This window comes from Aeribacillus composti, from assembly GCF_031760945.1.
Lineage (GTDB): Bacteria > Bacillota > Bacilli > Bacillales > Aeribacillaceae > Aeribacillus > Aeribacillus composti.
In genome coordinates, this window is sequence record NZ_CP134501.1 from 1,589,278 (window position 1) to 1,612,449 (window position 23,172).

The 23,172-nt window shown below is 38.3% G+C and carries 22 protein-coding genes and 3 pseudogenes; 14 read left to right on the forward strand and 11 right to left on the reverse strand.

The features are described 5' to 3' along the window. Nucleotides 1-15 precede the first annotated feature (15 nt). Nucleotides 16-492, reverse strand: a complete 477-nt coding sequence (gene chrS / locus RI196_RS07770; protein WP_311067205.1) for a chromate efflux transcriptional regulator ChrS — start codon at nucleotides 490-492, stop codon at nucleotides 16-18. 219 nt (nucleotides 493-711) lie between these two features. Here chrS and RI196_RS07775 point away from each other — a divergent pair. The 3 genes and pseudogenes from RI196_RS07775 to RI196_RS07785 all read left to right on the forward strand — a co-directional run bounded on the left by RI196_RS07775 (nucleotide 712) and on the right by RI196_RS07785 (nucleotide 5,636). Beyond that, nucleotides 712-1,946, forward strand: a pseudogene (locus RI196_RS07775) (MFS transporter). Next, nucleotides 1,943-3,523: a gamma-glutamyltransferase gene (ggt, locus tag RI196_RS07780; protein ID WP_144598368.1), complete on the forward strand. Its 1,581-nt coding sequence runs from the start codon at nucleotides 1,943-1,945 to the stop codon at nucleotides 3,521-3,523. The pseudogene RI196_RS07775 and the gene ggt overlap by 4 nt, the downstream one beginning before the upstream one ends. Before the next feature lie 1,309 nt (nucleotides 3,524-4,832). Continuing rightward, nucleotides 4,833-5,636, forward strand: coding sequence for a DNA-methyltransferase (locus tag RI196_RS07785; protein WP_311067206.1), 804 nt, complete (start codon nucleotides 4,833-4,835; stop codon nucleotides 5,634-5,636). 89 nt (nucleotides 5,637-5,725) lie between these two features. Here the strand turns inward: RI196_RS07785 and RI196_RS07790 are convergent, their stop codons facing one another. The 5 genes from RI196_RS07790 to RI196_RS07810 are packed head-to-tail and all read right to left on the reverse strand — an operon-like array spanning nucleotide 5,726 to nucleotide 9,897. Further along, a complete protein-coding gene (locus RI196_RS07790; protein WP_311067207.1) occupies nucleotides 5,726-6,952 on the reverse strand; it encodes an ABC transporter permease in 1,227 nt (408 codons plus the stop codon). Continuing rightward, the gene (locus RI196_RS07795; RefSeq protein WP_311067208.1) at nucleotides 6,945-7,880 is read right to left on the reverse strand and encodes an ABC transporter ATP-binding protein; all 936 of its coding nucleotides are present in this window, start codon (nucleotides 7,878-7,880) and stop codon (nucleotides 6,945-6,947) included. The genes RI196_RS07790 and RI196_RS07795 overlap by 8 nt, the downstream gene beginning before the upstream one ends. 17 nt (nucleotides 7,881-7,897) lie before the next feature. Then, nucleotides 7,898-8,758 (reverse strand): ABC transporter ATP-binding protein, encoded by an 861-nt coding sequence (locus tag RI196_RS07800; protein WP_311067209.1) that lies wholly within the window; start codon nucleotides 8,756-8,758, stop codon nucleotides 7,898-7,900. Continuing rightward, complete coding sequence (locus RI196_RS07805) at nucleotides 8,758-9,156, reverse strand: GntR family transcriptional regulator (RefSeq protein ID WP_311067210.1); 399 nt, start codon at nucleotides 9,154-9,156, stop codon at nucleotides 8,758-8,760. The genes RI196_RS07800 and RI196_RS07805 overlap by 1 nt, the downstream gene beginning before the upstream one ends. A gap of 15 nt (nucleotides 9,157-9,171) precedes the next feature. Further along, on the reverse strand, nucleotides 9,172-9,897 hold the full coding sequence (locus RI196_RS07810) for a hypothetical protein (protein WP_311067211.1): 726 nt from the start codon (nucleotides 9,895-9,897) through the stop codon (nucleotides 9,172-9,174). Between the two features lie 432 nt (nucleotides 9,898-10,329). On the opposite strand from RI196_RS07810, the gene RI196_RS07815 reads away from it, so the two are divergent. The 4 genes and pseudogenes from RI196_RS07815 to RI196_RS07830 form a co-directional block, all read left to right on the forward strand. Further along, on the forward strand, nucleotides 10,330-11,517 hold the full coding sequence (locus tag RI196_RS07815) for a glycosyl hydrolase family 18 protein (protein WP_311067212.1): 1,188 nt from the start codon (nucleotides 10,330-10,332) through the stop codon (nucleotides 11,515-11,517). Nucleotides 11,518-11,917: 400 nt separating this feature from the next. Further along, nucleotides 11,918-12,789, forward strand: a pseudogene (locus RI196_RS07820) (AraC family transcriptional regulator). A 102-nt stretch (nucleotides 12,790-12,891) separates the two neighbouring features. After that, nucleotides 12,892-13,098, forward strand: a complete 207-nt coding sequence (locus RI196_RS07825; protein WP_311067381.1) for a hypothetical protein — start codon at nucleotides 12,892-12,894, stop codon at nucleotides 13,096-13,098. Between the two features lie 236 nt (nucleotides 13,099-13,334). Beyond that, nucleotides 13,335-13,505 (forward strand): annotated as a pseudogene (locus tag RI196_RS07830) (HNH endonuclease); the annotation flags it as partial. 69 nt (nucleotides 13,506-13,574) lie between these two features. Here RI196_RS07830 and RI196_RS07835 read toward each other — a convergent pair. The 5 genes from RI196_RS07835 to RI196_RS07855 all read right to left on the reverse strand — a co-directional run bounded on the left by RI196_RS07835 (nucleotide 13,575) and on the right by RI196_RS07855 (nucleotide 15,340). Continuing rightward, complete coding sequence (locus tag RI196_RS07835) at nucleotides 13,575-13,799, reverse strand: HNH endonuclease (protein ID WP_311067213.1); 225 nt, start codon at nucleotides 13,797-13,799, stop codon at nucleotides 13,575-13,577. After that, on the reverse strand, nucleotides 13,783-13,956 hold the full coding sequence (locus RI196_RS07840) for a hypothetical protein (protein ID WP_311067214.1): 174 nt from the start codon (nucleotides 13,954-13,956) through the stop codon (nucleotides 13,783-13,785). The genes RI196_RS07835 and RI196_RS07840 overlap by 17 nt, the downstream gene beginning before the upstream one ends. A 200-nt stretch (nucleotides 13,957-14,156) precedes the next feature. Beyond that, nucleotides 14,157-14,417 (reverse strand): hypothetical protein, encoded by a 261-nt coding sequence (locus tag RI196_RS07845; protein ID WP_311067215.1) that lies wholly within the window; start codon nucleotides 14,415-14,417, stop codon nucleotides 14,157-14,159. A gap of 5 nt (nucleotides 14,418-14,422) precedes the next feature. Further along, a complete protein-coding gene (locus RI196_RS07850) occupies nucleotides 14,423-14,695 on the reverse strand; it encodes a hypothetical protein (RefSeq protein WP_311067216.1) in 273 nt (90 codons plus the stop codon). A gap of 51 nt (nucleotides 14,696-14,746) precedes the next feature. After that, nucleotides 14,747-15,340, reverse strand: coding sequence for an HTH domain-containing protein (locus tag RI196_RS07855; RefSeq protein WP_311067217.1), 594 nt, complete (start codon nucleotides 15,338-15,340; stop codon nucleotides 14,747-14,749). A 224-nt stretch (nucleotides 15,341-15,564) separates the two neighbouring features. Between RI196_RS07855 and RI196_RS07860 the strand changes: the two genes are divergently transcribed. From RI196_RS07860 to RI196_RS07890, 7 genes are all read left to right on the forward strand, one after another. Beyond that, nucleotides 15,565-15,747, forward strand: coding sequence for a DUF255 domain-containing protein (locus RI196_RS07860; RefSeq protein WP_311067218.1), 183 nt, complete (start codon nucleotides 15,565-15,567; stop codon nucleotides 15,745-15,747). Nucleotides 15,748-15,815: 68 nt separating this feature from the next. Beyond that, nucleotides 15,816-17,696 carry a thioredoxin domain-containing protein gene (locus RI196_RS07865; RefSeq protein ID WP_311067219.1) on the forward strand — a complete coding sequence of 627 codons (1,881 nt, stop codon included), beginning with the start codon at nucleotides 15,816-15,818 and terminating at the stop codon, nucleotides 17,694-17,696. Nucleotides 17,697-18,363: 667 nt separating this feature from the next. Beyond that, nucleotides 18,364-19,869 carry a 4-hydroxyphenylacetate 3-hydroxylase family protein gene (locus RI196_RS07870; protein ID WP_130158700.1) on the forward strand — a complete coding sequence of 502 codons (1,506 nt, stop codon included), beginning with the start codon at nucleotides 18,364-18,366 and terminating at the stop codon, nucleotides 19,867-19,869. A 20-nt stretch (nucleotides 19,870-19,889) separates the two neighbouring features. Beyond that, entirely contained in the window at nucleotides 19,890-20,375 is a 486-nt protein-coding gene (locus RI196_RS07875; RefSeq protein ID WP_063389616.1) for a flavin reductase family protein, read from the forward strand. 17 nt (nucleotides 20,376-20,392) lie between these two features. Further along, entirely contained in the window at nucleotides 20,393-21,253 is an 861-nt protein-coding gene (locus tag RI196_RS07880; protein ID WP_130158702.1) for an FAD synthetase family protein, read from the forward strand. A gap of 29 nt (nucleotides 21,254-21,282) precedes the next feature. Continuing rightward, the gene (locus RI196_RS07885) at nucleotides 21,283-21,708 is read left to right on the forward strand and encodes a GlcG/HbpS family heme-binding protein (protein WP_063389618.1); all 426 of its coding nucleotides are present in this window, start codon (nucleotides 21,283-21,285) and stop codon (nucleotides 21,706-21,708) included. Between the two features lie 61 nt (nucleotides 21,709-21,769). Next, nucleotides 21,770-22,684 (forward strand): catechol 2,3-dioxygenase, encoded by a 915-nt coding sequence (locus RI196_RS07890; RefSeq protein ID WP_130158704.1) that lies wholly within the window; start codon nucleotides 21,770-21,772, stop codon nucleotides 22,682-22,684. Nucleotides 22,685-23,172 lie beyond the last annotated feature (488 nt).

Consider the following 23,172-nt stretch of genomic DNA (forward strand, 5'->3'; position numbering starts at 1 on the left):
TCTCCCCCTCATCCTTTATAATTTCATTCCCATGCGGCTCTTGTATCGTTTAATGAGAATTTGACAGTCAACGCTGACGACACCGCGCATCGGATACAATTTTTTTGTTAAAAAATTTTCCATTTCTTGATTATTTTTGAAGATTCCATGCATATGGAGCTTGCTTGGTCCAGTCATATGGTACAAGCTTGTAACGGCATGCTCCTCCGCCAATTGTTCTGCCACTTCCTCTAAATATTGCGGTTCCACTTCAACGTTGAAAAAGGCGGAAACATGAATGCCGATTTTCGTCGGATTGATAACCGTCGTAAATTTCTCGATAATTCCTTTTTCAATTAAGTTGTTTATTCTCGCCTGAACGGCAACTCGAGACAAACCGATTTCTTTTCCGAGATCGGTATACGATATCCGGCTGTTTTCATGCAGCTTCTCTAAAATTTGTTTATCAATATGGTCGATGTCTAAATTCGGAATGTTGTATTCGAATGTCATTCATACCACCCTTTATTTCGTTATGTAGTTAATGTTCTAATTATAATTTCCTTTAGTATACAAAATATGTTTTATGATTTCTATAAAAAAATGAAAATATTTATTTGTTTACGGAACGAAAAAACTTTGTTAAAAAAATTTACAAATTCAAGGAACTTTCCTCAGCAGCTTTCTATAATGAAATCAAATTTTTAAAAAAAGTTGAGAGGGGTGAAGAAAATGAAACGCACATATCCAGCCATCGTTATTTTCTTGTTTTTTCTAGGATGGGTATTTATGTATGCGGATCGAAATATTTTGTCGCCAGTGATGGGAGAAATAGGAGAGCAGTGGAATTTAAACAATAGTCAATTAGGTTTGATGTCCACTGTATTTTTTATTGCCTATTCGATCATGCAAATTCCAACAGGATTTTTGGCTGATCGGTTTGGAAGAGTGAAAGTTTTAGTAATTGGTTATATATTATTTGGCATTACCACTTTTTTGAGCGGATTGGTATTTCATTTGCATTGTTTTTGCTGATGCGCGCTTTAACAGGTATTGGAGAAGGCACTTATTACGGTTCGCAATACGGAATTTCTTCCAACATTACCCCTAAAAAATACAGAGGGATCGTTTCTGCAGTGATCAATAGCGGAATGGCTTTCGGCATTTCTCTTGGTTTTATTGCTGCTAGCTATTTCACATATACCTTAAACAAAGGATGGCAATTTTCATTTTATCTATTTGCCATTCCAACTATTATTGTTGCCATTTTGATAGGAATATGTGTACGAGATCAATCCAGCCATGAAAAAAAACAAGAAGTTCCTCATATGAAAAATAGCCAAAACTTAAAACGGTTGTTTACAAAAAATCATCTTTTCGTTTACATTCTCATCTTCTGCTCTTTATATGGATTCTTCGGAATGCTTACTTGGTTGCCTTATTATTTGCAGACGGTAAAAGGGGTAGAAGGCTCGCAAACAGGGATCATATCTTCTTTAGTGCCTTGGGCTTCGATTCCGGGGGCTATTTTCTTTGGATATGTTTCAGATAAAGTAAAAAATAAAAAGCCGCTGATCATCTTTTTAGCTTTTGCTGGAGCTGTTTGCCAATTTGTCATCCCTTATGCGGAAAATTATTCTTTGCTGCTAGCAGGATTAGTTTTTTACGGACTGCTAGGAAAATTGGCGCTCGATCCCGTATTAATATCTTATATGGCTGAAATTACGCCGTCATCCATGTACTCCAAAGTGTATGGTTTTTTCAATTTCAGCGGAATGCTTTCTTCAATTTTTGCACCTTATATTACGGGCTATTTTGCCGATATCACCGGCAAGCTTGAAATCGGCTTTTATTTGTCAGGTGTTTTGCTAATCATCGGTGCTGTTTTATTTCTATTTACGGAAGGTTCAAATCGCATGACCCATTTCGTTCAATACTACAAACCGGGGGAGGAACAAGTAAAATGAGCCAATCAATGATCGGAACGAAAAGTATGGTTGTCAGTCCGCATTATTTAGCATCGGCAGCCGGTTGCCGCATACTGCAAAAAGGGGGCAACGCCTTCGATGCAGCGGTAGCGGTCAGCGCCTGCTTAGCGGTTGTTTATCCGCACATGACAGGGATCGGAGGAGACTCTTTTTGGCTGTTTTACAGCAGAAAGGATCAAGCAGTTCGTGCGTATAACGGCAGCGGCCGGTCAGGCTATAACGCCACGCCTGAAAAATACGAAGGTTTACCCGCCATTCCGTATCGAGGCATTCAAAGTGTTATCACCGTGCCGGGAATGGTTGACAGTTGGGATGCCATCATAAAAGAATACGGAAGACTTTCATTGGCGGAGGTTTTAGAGCCTGCTATCGAATATGCGGAAAATGGATTCCCTTTTTCAAAGGATCAATATGTCAACACGCAAAAAAATGTTCAAATTCTGCGAGAATTTCCGGAAACATCATCGATTTTCCTGCCTCATCATCGAATTCCGAGCATAAATGAAAAATTTATTCAGAAGCAATTGGCGGATACATTGAAAGAGTTAGCGAACAAAGGAAGAGATCATTTTTACAAAGGCAGTTTAACAAAACGCATTGTATCAAGCCTTCGAGAAAAAGGCGGGATTTTAATAGAGGATGATTTTGCGGATCATCACGGAGATTGGGTCGAACCGCTGAGCGGAACTTACCGCGGTTATACCATGTATCAGGTTCCGCCCAATTCACAAGGCTTTGCCGGGCTAATGGCGCTAAATATTTTAGAAAACTTTGATTTTAAAACGATTCCGCACGGTTCTTTTCAGTATTATCACCTTTTGACAGAATCATTGAAAAAAAGCTTTCAAGACCGAAACAAAGTATTGACAGATCCCGAATTCTACCAGATTCCGCTTGATAAATTGTTAAGCAAAACATATGCGAAAAAGCTGGCCGAATCGATCAGTCTGACAAATGCAAGCGAAGTGAAGACTCAACCTGTCGGAAACGACACTGCCCATGCGGCTGTCGTGGATGAAGAGGGGAATGCGGTTTCCTTTATACAAAGTCTTTATTTTGAATTCGGTTCATGTGTTGTTGCTGGTGACACAGGGATTTTAATGCAAAACAGAGGATCGTTCTTTTCTCTTGATCGGTCGCATGTCAATTGCTTGGCGCCGAGAAAAAGAACGTTCCACACGCTGATGCCTGCAATGGCTTTTAAAGATGGAAAGCCGCATATTTTATACGGAACACAAGGAGGAGAAGGGCAGCCGCAAACACAAACAGCTATCATTACAAGAATGATTGATTATCGAATGAGCCCTGCAGAAGCAATATATGAGCCAAGGTTTGTGTGGGGAAGAACGTGGGGAGAAGAGACGGAAGAATTGAAGATGGAAGGCCGCATCTCAAAAGAAGTGATCGAATCGATGATCAAAGCTGGCCATCTTGTGAAAGTTGTTGAACCTATTGATAAAATAATGGGGCATGCCAACGCCATATTAATTGATGAACAAAGCTTTTTACATGGCGGGGTTGATCCAAGAGGAGACGGTGCGGCAATCGGTTGGTAACGGCGAATTCATAAAAAGCGGGGATTATGCTATCCGTTGTTTCATATATTGGAGAAGGGTTTACGGAAAGTATCCAGCTAGGGCAAAGCCTGCAGAATTCATTATTGGAATTCTACAGGCTTTTATCATTTGAAGAGGTTCTCACATCGGTTTATCCAACCCTGGAAATAAATTAGGAGAAGTTACAGCCAAAAGAAAGGTTTTAGTAGAAATATATAGGGAAGCTAAAACACCAACGATTGCAACAAGCTGTTTCGTGGACTAAATCTTTCATCAAACCTCCTTAACAAAACTTACGTTGATTTCCAGCTGCTTTTCGTCAAAAACAAACAGCAAAATGAAATTTTATATTCCGCAATACTGGTCCATATAATTGCTACCAAATAGCCAAAAATGCCATGATGACCATTTTAATCTCCTTCACCATCTACACAGGCAATCATATTAGAACATTTTTTATGTATTTTTACTTATCAAATTTGTATTTGATTATTTACAAGTAATAATAAGGGGTATAACTAATATATAAAAAGAAAATTTTTAACAGCGCTCATTACGTTTGTTATTTCTACTTTTATCATAGCGATTTTATTTCGCCAGTAGCATGTCTTTCTGACCAACAAACAGGATCTTCTTTTCACGATCTTCTCATGATATCTTTATACGTAAGCGTTGGGCTGTTCTTTTATGGATACCCATATCGATAGCAATTGATTTCATTACCAAAAGGTTTTTCGCATTTGCTTTACATATAATCTTCGGAATATTGCCTGCTATCATATTATGGATTTTTGCAGTTTTTTCTTTAGCTATTTCCGTTATTTTTTTCTTCGTTGACGAAGTCATTAAATATGGAATAAATAGGGGCTTAATGGTTGAATCCTCATGAAACAGAATGAAACACCGGGAAAGTTATTCTTCAGTTTAGGACTGTAGCCAATTGAGCAACATACATCTGAAAGTGAGTGCTGAAAATGTTTCAAAATAACAAAAAAACCGGAGAGCTTTGGAGTGCATGATAAATACCTTGGCTGTAGTATGGAAAACTTTGATTGGACGAGCAAACTGGACAGAGATCAAGAAGGAAATAACGTCCCCAGAGGATTATGCGGAGAAGGTCATAAGCATAATCAGATAATCTGCACGCGATAACGCCCAAATACGAAAATTAAAATAAATAGGCAAGACAACAATCCACTGAAAGTCGCTGCGCCAAATGCTAGATACGAGCTAAATCGGTTGAGAATGTACGTTCTTCTATAGTATGATAAAATAGTTATCTCGTTTATTTTTAAAAGGGTGTTTGGATATGGACACAGAAACTGCATCTGTGAGAACGTTTAAATATGGAAACAATCTCGAAGTAAAAATTGAACTAAATGATTGCATATCCTTTTTAAATTCTTTAAAAGATGAAAGCATCGACTTGATTGTAACAGACCCTGCTTATTCTGGAATGAATAACAAGCTGAAGCTCGGGAAGGGCAGAATCGTCGGTGAATATAAGCAAAAGGGAACGGAAAATGGGAAATGGTTTGCGGAATTTGAAGACAGTGAAGAAAACTATCATCTCTTTTTACAAGAGTGCAAGAGGGTGCTGAAAAAAGATACAGGGCACATTTACATCATGTTTGATTCTTTTTCTTTATTAAGCTTAGGGCATTTAATGAGAGAGTACTTTGACGTAAAAAACATCATCACTTGGGATAAAATCAATATGGGAATGGGGCATTATTTTAGAAGAAGGCACGAATATATTATTTTTGCTACGAACGGAAACAACCGCAAAATTAGAAACCGGTCTTTTCCGGATGTATGGCGGTTTAAACGAATTCACCATTCGAAATATCCGACGCAAAAACCGGTTGAGCTGTTCCAAGCGATGATTTATGCAAGTGCCGAAGAGGGATTTACGGTTTGCGACCCGTTTTTAGGGAGCGGATCGTCAGCTATTGCAGCCATAAAAAACAAATGCCGCTTTTTAGGATGCGATATCGCAAGCAATGCTTTTACAGCCAATGAAGAAAGAATTCATCACTATCTTAAAACAAAAGAAGACATCTATCAGCCCAAGCCTTGCCATATCGAAGGCGAACCGGTATTTTGGGAATAAAGACCGATCATAACTACGCAGCTTGCAAATGTTATTCATCTTCACCAAACCATAAAAAAATCGGCGTTTAGCCGATTTTTTTATTTTGATCATTGTCTGATCCAAGACCATATTTCTTTTGGCGTGGCATTTTTTCCGTACATTAAGATGCCGACTTTGAATATTTTTCCAGCTAGTTTCATAAAGATCCAAACACTTATTATTAAGATTGCAAGTGATATGACAATTTCCGCCCATGGCCATTCCTCTAATATCGACAAACGAAGAATCAAAACAGCGGGTGATGTGAATGGAAGATAGGTGCCGATTTGCGCCCATAGCCCGCTTGGATCTGTCAGCACAGGTCCGACAAAAACAAATGACAAAAATGGCAGCAGGATAACCAATCCTTGAAAGTTGCCGGCGGTATATATATCTGCCATTGTGGCGCCGATGCCGACAAAAATTGACGAAAACAGCAAGTAGCCTAAAAGGGCAATCCCGATGAAAAGAAAAAGATGAGGAACGAACAAATAGTGAAATATCGGAACATCAATTTTCCATAAAACGATTGGAATGATAAAAATGAAAAATACAACAACTTGTAACATTCCTAATAGGAAATAACCAATAATTTTACCTTGCATGAGGTCTTTTGGTGTGACCGATGAAAGAATGATTTCCGCAATTTTATCTTTCTTTTCCTGCGAGGCGCTTTGAAAAATCATCATGCCGCTAAAAACAATGGATAGTAAAATGATGCTGGCAAAGGCCCCTGGTACAATGCGTTCTAAAATTTTTTCCGTTTCTCCTCCTCCGCCTTCAGTTTTTGAGATTTCACTAACGGTCGATTGTTCAAAGACGATTCCTTTCGAAATGGCTGCTAATTGATTTTTCGATAAACCAAGCTGCTCCAGCTGCAAAGCTTTTAACGGCTCTGCCAGCAGCTGAATTTGATTGGCAAACATCGGGCTAATCACATCGCTTGTGTAAACAGGGACAACGCCATCCGTTAATGACTGTTCACCGATAAACAAATAGGCTGTATTCTCTCTATTTTTTAGCAAATCTTCTATCTTATCTTCCGCGATGCCAGTTTTCTGAAGCTTGAATGGAAGGGTGTGAAGCTGTACTGCTTCCTGCAAGGCTGGCAAAATATTCAGCTTATCATTGACATAAACAGTTGTTACACTTTGATCCTCATCTGAATTGGCAAGATTTCCGAGCAGGAAAAAAGCTAAAAAGAGAATAGGCGTTATAAACAAGCTGATGATAAATGATTTGTTTTTTAAATTCCGCTTTATTTCCCATTTTGCTATTTTTATAGTATTACTCATAATTTTCACCAGCTTCCTGTAATAAATTTTGATCTGTGGCAACATCAATAAAGATTTCATGCAGGGAAATGCGGTCAAGCGATAATTCTTGAATTATCATATATTCCGGAAGGTTTTTTAACCATTTGGCAGGTTGAATGTCTTTTGTTAAATAAAGAGTTGATACATCTTCATTTTGTTCTATTCGTTGAACACCAGAAATTTGTTCTAGTACGGCGCGGTCATTTTTTCCGCGGATGACACATTTGAAATTCGCATATGTTTTCTTTACTTCCTCTATCGATCCATAAACCACCTTGCGGCCGCGATGGATCATAAATAATCTGTCACACATCTCTTCTACTATATTCATTTGATGGGAAGATAGAAGAATCGCTGTGCCGTTATTAGCTAAGCTTCTTATTTCTTTTTTAAATAACTCCTGGCTCACAGGGTCTATTCCGGAAAACGGTTCGTCTAAGATGAGCAGTTCAGGCTCATGCAGGATCGAAGCGATAAACTGTACTTTTTGTCCCATCCCTTTTGATAGTTCATCAATTGATGACTGTTCTTTTCCTTCTAAGCCAAATTTTTTTAAATAGACTTTAGCCCGCTCTTTTGCTTTTTTTAATGGGTAGCTTTTTAAATCTGCTAAATAAAGGAGAATATCCATTACTTTGACATTTTTATATAAACCGCGTTCTTCCGGCAAATAGCCAATTTTATGGCGCGGGATCATATTTTTTTGGCTATTGTGGAATGTAATGCTTCCTTCATCTGGATACATAATCCCCATAATGTTGCGAATGATCGTTGATTTTCCAGCCCCGTTCGGTCCTAATACCGCCATAATTTCCCCTTTTTTCACTTCAAACGATATATTTTGGATAATCGGCTGATGTTTGAATGATTTTCCTAATTTTTCAACTGTTAAAACCGTTTCGTTCATATTTATGTTCCTTTCTGTTAAATTGGTTGATTGAGCATAATCGTGATAATTTCTTCCAACTCTAACGATTCTGCTTTGATCCAATCGTATTGATGCTCTATTAAATACTGTTCTGTATTTTCTTGTTGTTGAGTGATGACAATTTGCTTTCCTTTTCTTCCAACTTCACCCGGTATCGGTTTATTTGGCAGAGGCTGCTGCAAAAAGTAACGTTTATATCTGCTGGCTAATTCTTCTTTTTCAAATTTTCCAAGCAATTGTCCGTTTTTCAGTACAATTAGATAATCAGCAAGCTTTCGAATATCATCTGTTTGATGGCTGGCAATGATCATCAGCTTTTCGCTTCTTTCCATCCATTCTACGAGAATATCCATCAGCATTTGTTTTGAAGGGATATCCATATGAGCGGTTGGTTCATCAAGAATCAAAATGTCGGTATCGCAGGCTAAAGTTAAGGCGATGCTTAATTTCTTTTGAACACCTTGTGATAAATTTCGATATAGCTTTCTTAAAGGGATATCGAACATTTGTACAAGCTGGTCGAAATATTTCTGATCCCATGTTGAATACCAATGGGAAGTGAGCTTCATCAATTCCAATCCGTTAAAGGAATTGCATCCAATCAATGTCTGCGGCAGGTACGAGATGTGCTGCTTCCAGCTTTCATCACGATTTTGTATTGATTGACCAAATAAGCGGATCTGCCCCTCATCTTTTTTCGCAAGATTCATCAGCATTTTCATTAATGTACTTTTACCAGCTCCGTTTTTCCCAATGAGTGCATGAATCGTTCCAGGCTCAAACGAAAGATCAATTGGCCCTAATTGAAAATCATCGATCGTTTTTCTTAACTGCATGATTTCTAACCAAGGCTGCATTAAGAACCCTCCTTTTCCCGCAATTCAACCATTACTTGTTGAAAGATTTGCTCAATCTCTGCAAACGTATAGTCATGGCGGAGCGCCGTTTGTACAGCGGTTTGAATAGCTTTGTACACCGTTTCTGCCTTTACTTTTTCTTTCTTAGCATCGTCTATGTCAGCTACAAACGTTCCTTTTCCTTGTGTTGTCTGGATAAACCCTTCATATTCAAGATTTTGGTAGGCGCGTCTAGTCGTAATCACACTAATTTCAAGGTCTTTTGAAAGGGTGCGGATCGAAGGCAGCGGTGAACCAGCAGGAAGCTGACCGCTTGCAATCAGCGCTTTAATTTGTTCTTCCAATTGATAATAAATAGGCTCCGGAGAATCTTTTGCAATCTGAATAGGAAGCTCCATTCAACTTCCTCCTTCTTAAAATAAATAATCCATTTTTTCAATTTTTTTGGACATATATTTTTGCGAGTAGAGCACGCCTATAGCAGCGAAAAGAACTGACGCAATAATACTTACTAGAGGCCATTTTTCCGCCATGAGCATCGTCAAAGGCACAAAGCCGTTTCCATATAAAACGTTAAATATCGTAAAGATAAACATGAATCCAAAAAATAAAGCGAATATATAAAGGGCAAACCTCACCGTTGAAAGCCGGTAGCCGACATCACTAGCTGGAAACGAAGCTCCTAAATGAATGCCAATACCAATCCAAATCATGATAAATGCGAAATATTCCTTTAAGTCCAACGCTGCTCTAAGATCAGGGGAAAACACATAAGTAAGAATCGATACCCCTAAATAGTAAGGAACGGCAAAGGCGAAAAAAATGATAAATCTGCTTTTAATGAGCACATCCTTTTGGATCGGCAGCTGGCTAAGTGTAATAAAAAAAGGGAGGGCCCAAAAGTCGCCGCCTATTTTTTGATGATTAAATTCTTTCGGTTTGATCCATGCAGTTCCAAAACCAAATACAATAAAGAACAAAAAATCTAGCATAACGGTGCTTCTTTCCGTATTTTTCGGAATGACAGTGGCGAAAAACATCGAAAACGTGATGGCCATCAAGGCAAGCAATACAAATCCCAATTTCAATTTTTTTAATTCAAACTTTGCTAGCCAAAACGCTTCCTTCCAATCGTTCATATTGATCTCCTCCAAGTGAACTGTTTTACTGTGTATATCTATATACACACTATATAACGTTTTGTTAAATTTGACCAGTCTTTTTTGAAAAAATGTATGGATAGGCATCAACAACATTCGTTCTAAAAATTTTTAAGTAACTCCAAACGGTATGTAGAAGGACTGCAAAAAAATTTCAACTTCTGGAGCACAGGATGTAAATAAAAAAATTCGAAGCAACTGATGAAAAAAATGTACGGAGAAACACGCAGCAAAATGGAACTGTAAAAAGGTCAACAGCAGATGAAAAATTTCTATGTAATTTTGCGACAGTCTTTTTTTAAATACTTTTTCCAGCGCATATTTGCTGAATCTATGGACAGAAGTGAAAAACTCGGGAATATTCATCCTCTTGTTTAGGAAGTATAAGAAAAAACAAGAGGAGATGTTGTGATGAGAAAATTTGTCATTTTGCTCTGCCTTTCGCTCGCTCTTTCTGGATGCGGAGATGGAAATGATAAAAAGCAGGGCGCTTCTTATGATCAACAGCAAGGAACGACAACTCAGAATGAAGGAGATAGCTCGCTCATTAGGATACAGCATAGCCAATCTCCAGCAAAACGAATCCAAAAGGTAAACCCTGATCAGACGGCCCGCGACAAAAGACCTATTAACTCAATTGGATTTCTTGAGCCGATCACTCCGCAGCAATCCGTTTCTGACTTAAAAGGTGTCAGCCAGCATTTATCATATGTAGCTTTTTTCAGCTACCGAGTGAACGCCGATGGAAGTCTTGTTCCAATTGAAGACAGTGAAGCACTCGCAGCTGCTAAAAAATCCGGTGCGATTCCGATGATGGTCATCACCAATTTTACAGAAGGAAATTTTTCACCGGATATTGCTCATCGGATCTTTACAGATAAAACAGCCTCTAAAAGTTTGATCAATGGCGTTATTCAGACGATGAAAGCAAAAGGATATAAAGCTTTAAATATCGACTTTGAACATATTCGGGAAAAGGATCGTGAGCTGTATAACGGCTTTCTCGAAACGATTTTGCCACAGGTTCGCAAAGCCGGCTTTACGGTTTCAACTGCATTGGCCCCAAAAACGAGCGATGAACAAAGAGGACCATGGCACGGAGCCCATGATTATAAGAGACATGGAGAGTTAGCAGATTTTGTTATTTTGATGACGTATGAATGGGGATGGTCCGGCGGTCCGCCAATGGCGGTGTCACCGATTCCGCAAGTTCGCAAAGTACTGGATTATGCCGTTTCCGTCATTCCGCGAAACAAAATTGTGATGGGCGCCCCTTTGTATGGGTACGATTGGACTTTACCATACAAAAAAGGCGGTAAATTTGCCAAACGAATCGCTCCGGCGGAAGCAGCAGACCTAGCGGCGAAAGAAGGAGTTGAAATTCAGTATGACAACGAGGCGCAGGCACCTTGGTTTCGCTACACCGATGATCAAAACAAAACACATGAGGTCTGGTTTGAAAATGAACAAAGCATGCAGGCAAAGTTTAATCTCGTAAAAGAATACGGACTGAATGGAGTGGCATATTGGGTGCTTGGCGAGCCTTTCCCTCAAAATTGGACTTTGCTTGAAGAGGAGTTTATTATTCAAAGACACTAAGCGGAGAAAAATGGCATTAGCCCGCAACATTCTGAAAGAAGAAGGCGTCAACTGCTTGCATATCAAAATCGAAGGTATACAAAATCAGTAGAGAAAAACAGCTCGTTTTTCTCTACTTGATTTATTTTAGGGACTTGTTCGAAAACCGTTTATGAAAATTGAGCCGTTTCTTTGCTTATTTATGATAATGATCATTTCACCAAATACTAAACAAACATATTGCTTTCATTATTTACCTGATCTATTTCACTTGTTCCATCATAAAACCGTTTTTATTCATAAACTGAGCAGGTTGCGCAAAAATGCACATGATCATATCACCACCCTGCATAATTGTGCACAAAATATCGTGTAGATCCATTCAGCTCCTGCTATTCTTGTAATCAAGGGAGGTCATATAATGGATTTGCTTAAGAACATGAACAGAGCCATACAGTATATTGAAGAAAACCTTACACATGATATTGACTTTAAAGAGGTGGCAAAAATCGCTTGCTGTTCCGAATATCATTTTAAAAGGATGTTTTCTTTTCTTGCAGGTATTACACTATCAGAATACATCCGCCGCAGACGCCTGACTCTTGCAGCATTTGAACTTAAAGATAGCAGCGTAAAGGTCATCGACATTGCGATAAAATATGGGTACAACTCACCAGATTCTTTTGCAAGAGCTTTTCAAAACTTGCATGGTATAACACCGTCAGAAGCCAGAAATCGTGGTCATTTATTGAAAGCTTATCCACGAATGACCTTCCAGTTAACAATAAGGGAGGAAATGAAATGAACTATCGAATTGTAGAAAAAGAGGCATTTCGTATTGTTGGTATTAAAAAAAGAGTTCCGATCATTTTCAAAGGAATTAATCCGGAAATTGCCTCGATGTGGAAAAGCTTAGATGATGAAAAGATCAATAAACTTAAAAAACTTTCGAATGTCGAGCCTTTAGGCCTGATTCAAGCATCCACGAACTTTTCTGAAGGCAGAATGGAGGAAAAAGGGGAGCTTGATCACTATATTGGCGTAGCAACAACTAAGGAATGTCCAGCTGAATTTACACAACTTGTAGTTCCTGCCTCAACATGGGCAGTATTCGAAGCAATCGGACCATTTCCTGATACACTGCAGGATGTATGGGGACGCATTTATTCTGAATGGTTTCCAACCTCAAACTATGAACAAATAGAAGGTCCAGAAATCTTATCAATCGGAAGCAAAGATTTAACTTCCCCGACTGTAAAATGTGAAATTTGGATTCCGGTACTGAAAAAGTAAAAAAAGCATTAGATATCTCTTTTTGTAATTAATTCCTAATAATGGTATATTAATTTTCAAGTGTTTATAGTTTAAAAAATATGAAATATCAATGGAGTGGCAATGGAAACGGACATGGGAACGCCTCAAGGCGGCCCGCTTAGTCTACGTGTCCAGTTAAGTGTAGCCGATTCAGTAATTAGATTAGTGAAAGAGAAGTTTAAACGTGAAAATGGTGGACGCCTATTCTGTGAAATATGTGGTTTTGACTTTTATGAAGTGTATGGCGAAATAGGAGAAGACTTTATAGAAGTGTTTTTTGCAAAATAAAAGTGCAGAGAATTGCAAAATCCTTATGCAGTGATATGCAATGGGGCTTTACATGGAGGAGGAGCCATGATAACCTTTTTTGGTTTTGCCAAAACTGTTGAAGCTGGCGCTTGACTAAAGAATCATGGCTACAGAGGATCGACGTCAAGCCCTTGATGGATAGATCACATATATGTATATTTATTCAAAATTTTGATAAAGATATACTGCAACCCTCTGTATTTTTTTCTTGCAGAAAACACTTTATAGAAGGTCACCACACTATACCTGTATCAGAATTAGAAGAAGGACAATTAACAAGGATAGAAGATATAGTCTTAGTATGTTCAAACTGTCACCGCATGTTACATAGAAGAAGACCGTGGTTAACTAAGGAACAGTTAAAAGATTTAATAAAGAAGGAATAGCTAATATGGATCGAGAAACAACAAAAGATATTATTTCCACAAAAAAGGAGATAATACCTTTTTATATTACTATAAATGTACCTTATTTTTGTTAATTATTTTTTTTAATTCTTCAATGGTATAGGCTTGTTTTTGTCTATGTAATATTGCATGACAATTGGGACAAACAGGGCGTAAGTCTTTTAAAGGATCAATCTCATACTCTTCGCCAATTTGGCTAATTTCTTTGAGATGATGAACGTGAATAAAGTTTTTATCGATATCACCGCATGTTTCACTAAAAATTAAAATCACAAACTGAACAGTTATAACCGTAATAATCTAAACACTTTTGTCTTGCAATGGGATTACGTTCATAAGCGTTAACAGAAATTTGCTTTTTGGCACCTTCAACAAGTGTTTCTACTTCCAATATTTTTTCTACTAGTCTTATTTGTACATCTTCAAGCACGTTAGGTAATTCCATATTGAAATATTTCAACTTCACAACTTGGCGTGGGAAAGATACGTTCAATTGAACTGTGGTGATAAAATTTTCTTCGCTAAATAATATAACATCAGTTAAAATTATGACAATATCTCACGATTTTCGTCATTATCAGAAAAAGCGGTTGTAAAACGTCTTCCTAGAGTATGTATTGAAACGATTTTTTAATTCTGATAAACTTTCAACACCGTTGCCTGTTCCGAACCTCTCCCACGCTTTTTTATTTGAGAGATTCTCGTAATATTTAAAACTACCAAACCTACATATTTTTCGATAGGGGCTTTTAACAAAAACAAAAATTTGTTACCTTTGGAAAGTCTTCTGACGTTACACGGTGTCGGTGTCCAAAAATTTACTTCTTCGGGAATTGGGGTGTTTCTAAGATATCTATACCAACCAATATCAGTAGGTGCTATCGCAAACATACTATTCACTTCTTTTTTATTTTCTCAACTAATTGTTCAGCCGTATAAACTTTATCGTACTTTTCCTTGATGATTTCTTTACTATTCATATCATTTTTTATCCGAACAATAAATTTTCTAAAATCAGGATTTTCCTTTGAAAGTTTGTTTACAGTTTCCCAATCAATTTCTGTTTTGTGTTTGGCAGGGAATAATATTTCAGAAGCATCTGGGTCTTCAATATCTAGTTTTATAATTCCAATCCCAAAAGCAGAGGTAAGACGTTTCAACTCAGTCATAAATTCTTCATCGTGTAATATGTTTGCAGTTACTAAATAGCCTTCGTTAGCTCATGAAGAATTTGAAACCGCTTGGAAATAAGCCTCACGAATATTAGCAAATGTTAATTCTTTCTTCACTTCAAAGGAATAAAGCTTCACTAGTTGACTTCCGAGAGTTAATCCAAAATCTAAAACTTCCGATTCCCATTCACCAATAGGGAAGTTAATTCCGACTAAATCTGGATGTAACCATTGTGAATATGTTCGTTTAGAAGATTTTTCATGATAAATGGTTTTGGTATATACATTTAAGTATGTATTAACATAGTACGTTAAAAAAGGGTGTAAATCTCTTTCACTATATGAAGTTTCTTTTGGTTGTATAATTTCTTTTTCTTCTTTTATTGTATCTACATTTTGAAGTTCCTTAAGAAAGAATTTCTTTGGTTTAGAATCAATTTTAACAAAAGGCGAATTTGGATTATCCCGCATATCAACGTATATTCTTGCACTCATAGTTTGCCATGGTGTCTTACCTTTTGAACCTACCAACACATCGTATTCTCTTTCTTGGGCATAACGCCATATTTCTTCAATTGTCATTGGTTTATTAGCTTCTTTCAATACCTTAATTGCTAGTTCAAAAAATGTTAACTTTTCCAAATTGAACACCCCAAGTTAATAATTACCTTTAACAAAATAATATAACAAATGCATAATTTATCAAATTTGAGAATATTTTTTGTTGTATCTTCACGGGAAATATTTGGTAAAATAAAGTTGAACGTATCTTCCAAGCAAATACTTTTATACGGTCATATGGACAACCGTTTAAGCGAATTTGGAAGGATTGTTCTAAATTCTATTAAGAGGAGGAAGTGTTGAAGATGAAGGAATACTTAAAACAAGATCGTTTTTCAAAAGAATATAATTGGCTAATAAAATCAAAATCACCGTATTTGCTACAACATGCAACGAACCCTGTAAACTGGTTGGAATGGTCACCTGAAGCTTTCCAAAAAGCAAAAAGAGAAGGAAAGCCTGTACTTGTGTCTATCGGCTATTCCTAGCCCTGTAATGGGGCTAATATATTAATTAAAAGGTGGATATAAAGTTTACATGTCACTGGTGTCATGTCATGGCTCATGAAAGCTTTGAAGATGAAGAAGTTGCAAAGATATTAAATGAACGGTTTGTCGCTATAAAAGTAGATCGTGAGGAGCGACCAGATATTGATTCCATATATATGAGGGTATGCCAGATTCTCACGGGGCAAGGCGGATGGCCGCTCAATGTATTTATCACACCGGATCAAAAACCTTTTTATGCAGGCACTTATTTTCCTAAGCAAAGCCGTTTTGGACGTCCGGGATTTATCGATGTGTTGCAGCAGCTTTCGGAAATTTATCAAAAAGAGCATGAAAAAATTGAAAAGACAGCAGCACGCATAACGGAAGTTTTAAATAAAAATGCCAGTCAAAATAAGAAAGGTGAGCTGAAGCAAAGCGTTCTTCATGAAACGTTTCATCAGCTTTCAAGCAATTTTGACACAATTTATGGAGGGTTTGGTCAGGCACCGAAGTTCCCCATTCCTCACATGCTCATGTTTTTAATGAAATATTACGAATGGACTAAACATGAAAATGCTCTTTATTTTGTGAATAAAACGCTTGTGCAAATGGCAAAGGGAGGGATTTGGGATCATATTGGCTTCGGATTTGCCAGATATTCGACAGATGCCATGTGGCTCGTTCCGCATTTTGAAAAAATGCTGTACGATAATGCCCTTTTGCTTTATACATTCTCCGAGACCTATCAAGTGACCCAAAACCCTCAATTTAAAACAATTGCAGAACAAATTATTGAATTTGTCCGGCGGGATATGCGGAATGAATCAGGGTCTTTTTATTCTGCCATTGATGCAGATTCTGAGGGGGAGGAAGGGAAATTTTACGTATGGACAAAACAGGAAGTGGTAGAGATTCTCGGGCAGGAACTAGGCGAACAGTTTTGTCATATTTACGATATAACTGAAGAAGGGAACTTTGAAGGAAAAAATATCCCGAATCTCATTCATACGAATGAAGAAAAATCGGCAATTACCTATCAAATGGGGCTGGAAGAGCTAAAAGAGCAATTGGAGCAGGCGAGACAAAAGCTTTTTGAAAAACGAATTGAAAGACCGTTTCCACATGTTGATGATAAAGTGCTGACCGCGTGGAATGCTCTCATGATTGCTGCACTAGCAAAAGCAGGAGCTGTTTTTGATCAGGAAGCATATATCGAAATGGCAAAAAAGGCGCTGGATTTTATTGAAAATCATTTAATTGTAGACGGAAGGGTTATGGTGCGCTATCGCGATGGCGAAGTAAAACAACAGGCGTTCATTGATGATTATGCATACCTTCTTTGGGCCTATATCGAAATGTATGAAGCGACATTTAATTTAACTTATTTGCATAAAGGTAAACAACTTGCTGATAAAATGATTGATCTTTTTTGGGATCAAGAAAATGGCGGATTTTTCTTCACAGGTCATGACAGTGAAGCAATGCTTGTCAAGGAGAAGGAAATTTATGATGGTGCGCTCCCTTCAGGAAACAGCGTTGCGGCCTTCGCGCTTTTGAAATTGAGCAGGCTGACCGGCAATTTGGATTTACACGAAAGCGTTCAGCAAATGTATTCTATTTTTAAAGAAGAAGTGGAGCAATACCCAAGCGGTCATACGTTTTTCTTGCAAAGCCTTTTGATGGAACAGCTGCCGCAAAAAGAGGTTGTCATTATTGGTCCGAAAGATTGCAGCAAAAGGAAAAGATTATTGAATCGTATTCAACAGGCGTATACAATGGAACTTTCAGTGTTAGTTGCTGAAGATCCAAATCAATTTGCACAAATTGCGGAATTTGCGAAAAATTATCGCATGATCAATAATGAAACAACTATTTATATATGTGAAAACTTTGCCTGCCAACAGCCGACAACAGATGTAGAGGAAGTTATAAATACATTGAACTTATAATGAAAATGTACGATACTATTATCCCCAACAGGCAGGCAGTAAAAAACGATGCATTTAATACGATGTTCTGAAAGTCTGCCTCGGACTGGGGTTTTTATGTGAAAGGACAATCCTGAAAACGGGGAGTCGTTCGTTTGCAGTTTAAAGAGCACTTTCTGATCGGTGACTTGATCCGATTGCTGACGATTCGGCTCCTGGCAGCGTAGAAGAAACGCTGATCTTATCGGCGGTGCCGCAAACATGTTGGAATAAAGAGCAATGCCCAGATAGCACAAGGGATTAAGAAAGTTCACATTGCTAGGTAATTGAAAGATCAGCGGGAAATGTGATTACAACATTTCAGTACATTAGACAGGGATATGTATGAGCATTATATGATAAAAAACGCCTGGAGACTATTCACCGGAAGCGATCGAAGCCAAGATATGTATGAATATTATTTGAGAAGACTGTCTCACGCTCAAATCGCCAGCTTGTTGCCATTTTGACGCAATGCTGGTGTTTGGCAATGAGGCAGTCTTTTTTGTGTATTTTCAACAACAATTGTTTAGTTTTCAATGATTTTTAAACAAACGCTGTCATTGTCTGAAAATTCAAATCAATTATATGATAGAACCGTAGAGGAAATACCAGTTCATTATATTTTCATTTAGGAAGGTGATAAAAGATGATGAATGGTAAGGAATATTTAGAAAGTTTAAGAGATAACAGGGTTGTTTATTTAAATGGAGAAAAGATTGATGATGTTACAACACATTCTGCCTACGAAAACTCTGCTCGCTCCATAGCAAGAATGTATGATGCTCTTCATGATGAACAGATGGGAAAAATTTTAACGACGACTACTGAAGAAGGCTATCAAACTCACAAATTTTTTAAAGAACCAAAAAATGCTCAAGATCTTTTAGAAGCAAGAGATGCGATTGCACAATGGGCCAAGCTGAGCTATGGCTTTATGGGGCGCACCCCTGATTATAAAGCTTCTTTCACAGCACATTTGAAAGCGTTTGCGGATTATTACGAAGGTTTTGAGGACAATGCGCGAAATTGGTACAAAAAAACAACAAAAGAAGTTCCGTTTATTAACCATACGATTATTAATCCGCAGGTCGACCGTTCAAAACCTCTTCATGAAAATAAAGATGTTTATGTTCGCGCTGTAAAAGAGCGGGATGACGGTATTATTGTAAACGGTGCCAAAATGGTGGGAACGGCAGCTGCACTAACTCATTATAACTTCGTCTCTAACTATGGAGCTCAAGATTTAGGAGATGGTGATCAAAGCCATGCACTCGTCTTCTTTGTACAGATGAATGCGCCTGGCGTAAAAATGATCAGCCGTCAATCGTATGAACAAATCGCAAAAACATTAGGTTCTCCGTTTGATTATCCGCTTTCCAGCCGTTTTGATGAAAACGATGCAGTCATTGTATTAGATAATGTATTTATTCCTTGGGAGAACGTACTTGCCTACAAAAATGTAAACGTAGTAAACGGGTTTTTTGTTGAAACGGGATTTGTAAACCGCTTTACATTCCAAGGTTGTACGCGTTTTGCCGTCAAGCTTGACTTTATGGTCGGCTTATTAATGAAAGCGACAGAGGCGGCAGGTACGAAGCAGTTTCGTGGGGTTCAGGCAAATATCGGTGAGGTTATTGCCCTTCGCAATATGTTTTGGGCTCTTTCTACCGCAATGGCAGCCAATTGTGAAACGAAAAATGGCGTTGCACTTCCGAACCTTCAGTACGGCGCTGCTTACCGTGTGCTCGCTCCAATGGTATGGCCGCGCGTCAAACAAATTTTTGAACAAATCGTTGCGGGGGGCCTCATTCAATTGCCTTCCAGTGCCAGCGACTTTTTAAATCCGGAGCTGCGACCGTATCTCGATCGTTATTATCGCGGTTCAGGCATTGATGCAAAAGAGCGGGTGAAATTGATGAAAATGATTTGGGATGCGATCGGAACGGAATTTGGCGGACGTCATGAGCTTTATGAAATCAACTATGCGGGCAACCATGAGAACATTCGTCTAGAGACGTTAAAAATTGCTGATGCAACTGGAGATTCCGACCGATTTAAAGAGTTTGTCGATTCCGCTTTGGATGATTACGATCTAAACGGTTGGCTCAATGATACTTGGGTATCTCCACAAAAAGAACTTGTGCAGAAATAAAAAGAAAGGAGTTGGTGGATATGGACGATCGCTTGTTTCGCAATGCGATGGGGAAATTTGCTACAGGGGTGACGGTCATTTCAACGGAGCATAACGGAGATATTCATGGAATGACAGCAAATGCCTTTATGTCCATTTCCTTAAATCCGAAGCTTGTATTAATTTCCATTGGAGAAAAAGCGAAAATGCTGGAAAAAATTCAACAATCAAAAAAATATGCTGTTAACATCTTGTCGCACGATCAACAAGTGCTTTCGATGAATTTTGCCGGGCAGCTGGAAAAACCAGTCGATGTACAATTTGAACAGCTAGGGGGGCTGCCGGTCATTAAAGATGCTCTTGCGCAAATTTCCTGCCAAGTTGTTAATGAGGTTCAAGCAGGTGATCATGTCCTTTTCATCGGGGAAGTGACGGATATAAACATGACAGAGCAAGATCCGCTTCTGTTTTTCAGCGGAAAATACCATCAGCTTGCTCAAAGCGAACAAGCGACGGCGTCGAGCTAAAAAAAGGGGGCATTTCATTGAAAACAATCATCATTGATCATCAAAATGATCTAGATCTTATTGCCTCTTGCCCTGTCGTTGCTGCACTAGGGTTTTTTGACGGCGTTCATCTCGGACATCAAAAAGTCATTCAGACCGCTAAAAACTTGGCGGAAAAAATGGGGGTAAAAACAGCGGTTATCAGCTTTTTTCCGCACCCTAAAGAAATAATCGGCAAAACGGGAAAACGTGTCCAATATTTGCTCCCGCCTGCCGAAAAAGCAAAAAAGTTTTCCCATTTAGACATTGATTACTTTTATTTAATACGATTTACATCGGAATTTGCAAGACTTGAGCCGAAGGAATTTGTCCAGAAATATTTAGTTCCGCTGCAAATCAAGCATGTAGCAGCTGGATATGACTTCACGTACGGCCGAAAAGGAAAAGGAAGTTTAGATACGATGGAGGAAGACAGCGGATACTCAATCACTGTCACGAAAGTAGAAAATGTCAAACGAAACGATGAAAAAATTAGTTCTACGTTGATTCGAAATAAGATTCAATCAGGATTGATGGAAGAACTTCCTGATTACTTGGGAGAATTTTACGAAACAAAAGGAAAAATGATCCATACTGATGCAAAAGATGAATTGATTTTGGATCGGTACTATATGCTTCCTCCAAAAGGATGCTACGACGTGGCAATTGATATAGGAAAAGGGTGGTTTGAGGGACGCGTGCTTGTTACTAAGCAGAAAAAAATCTATTGGCTTGGTCCATCCATATCTTCTGTGTGGAGTATTTCTCGAGTCAAAGTAAAATGGATTGCCAGAAGTTTCGATTTAACATTAGAGATCGAAGAAAAGGAAGAGAAAAATCTAGTATTTACAAAAGGATAGCGGTGTTGACTTTAGGAAAGGGGGAAGAAATGTTGGCGTTTTTACAGCAAAAAAGCATCAGCAGTGACTTGGCGAAACAAATGATTGACAAAGCGGTACAAAAGGCTGAAGAACTTGGAGTGAAAGTGAACATTGCTATTGTGGATCAAGGCGGAAATTTGAAATCGTTTTTCCGGATGGACGAGGCGCCTCTTTTAAGCATACAAATTGCTCAAAATAAAGCCTATACGGCAGCGGCTTTCGGGATTCCGACCCATCAATGGTATGACATGATCAAAGATGAGCCGAGCTTGCGCCTTGGGATTGTCCATACAGAAAAGCTTGTCGTTTTTGGAGGAGGGTACCCGATTTATGACGGAAACGATTTAGCTGGAGGAATCGGGGTCAGCGGCGGCTCAGAAGAAGAAGACAGATTGTGCTGCGAGGCTGCGTTATCTTTATTGGAAACGGTTTAATGGAAAGAGCTGATGATCAAATTCATTAAAATAAGATTTTTCAATGAAAGGGAGGATTCAAATGAGCGAAATTTTAAGATTAGGGCGATTGGAGCTTCGGGTGTTGGATTTAGAAGAATCTGTAAAATATTACACAAATGTCATTGGGCTTGAAGTGACAGGACGCGAGGAAAATCGAGTATATTTAAAAGCTTGGGACGAATATGACCATCACAGCATCATTTTGCAAAAATCCGATACAGCTGGAATGGATCATATGGCATTTAAGGTAAAAGATATTTACGAGCTGGAAAAATTAGAATATAAAATTGAGCAATTTGGCTGCAAACTTTCCCGAATTTCCAAAGGTGCTAGATTAGCAGAAGGAGAAGCGGTTCGTTTTCAGCTTCCAACAGGCCATCATATGGAGCTGTATACGGAAATAGAACAAGTAGGGACAAAAACTGGGAATCTAAACCCAGATCCATGGCCGGATGGACTAAAAGGAATTGCTCCGCATCGATTGGATCACGCTCTTTTAACAGGCGATGATTTAAAAACAGCAACCCGCTTCTTTACGGAAGTGCTCGGTTTTAGACAAACCGAGAAAATCGTTACGGTAGATGGAGAAGATTTAGTCGGAAGCTTTATGTCAGTGACGAACAAAGGTCACGATCTTGCATTCGTGAAAGGACCGGATGCGAAATTTCATCATGCAGGATTTTATGTCGATAACTGGTATGAAGTATTAAAGGCAGCAGATATTTTAACCAAAAATAATGTTCAAGCAGAAGTGACGCCAACAAGACACGGCATTACACGAGGCCTTACCGTTTACTTTTTTGATCCATCCGGCAATAGAAATGAAGCATACACAAGCGGTTATATGAGCTATGCAGACTTTCCGACCATTACTTGGACGGAAGATAAAATTGGAACAGGTATTTTCTATCATCGAAGAGAACTCATTGAATCATTCTCTAAAGCACTAACATAAAAATACAAAGATCAAGAATATTCTTGTTAAAGGGGTTCGATCATCTCTTCTGATTCGGGAAACACGTAAGGAGATGTTTGCAGCCCCTTCGCTATTTATTTTGCATTCTTAAAAAAGAAATACTTCAGATGGCTGACCTAAAATCACTTGAAGTCGATGTTTGGGGTCAGCTTCTTTTTATACGGACATGCGAATCCATAATTTATGGATTGTTCTTTTGATGAGGTTTCCATGCCCAATTTTAATTTCTTTAACAGTACGTTTCGCTTTGTTGCGATTTCATGCCCTTTTTTTCTAGAAATTTCTTTAACGGCACGTTCCACTTTGTAGGGTCTATCCAAGAAACTGTTTTAATGTATGAAAAAATTTGTTATTTTTTCCTTTTGTTTCTTATTATGAAACAATGGAGTTGTATAAACAATAAATACCGTTTACGATTGGGATAATTAGTATTTTCTAAAAATTGTGTCAATTAATTTTATGTCAGG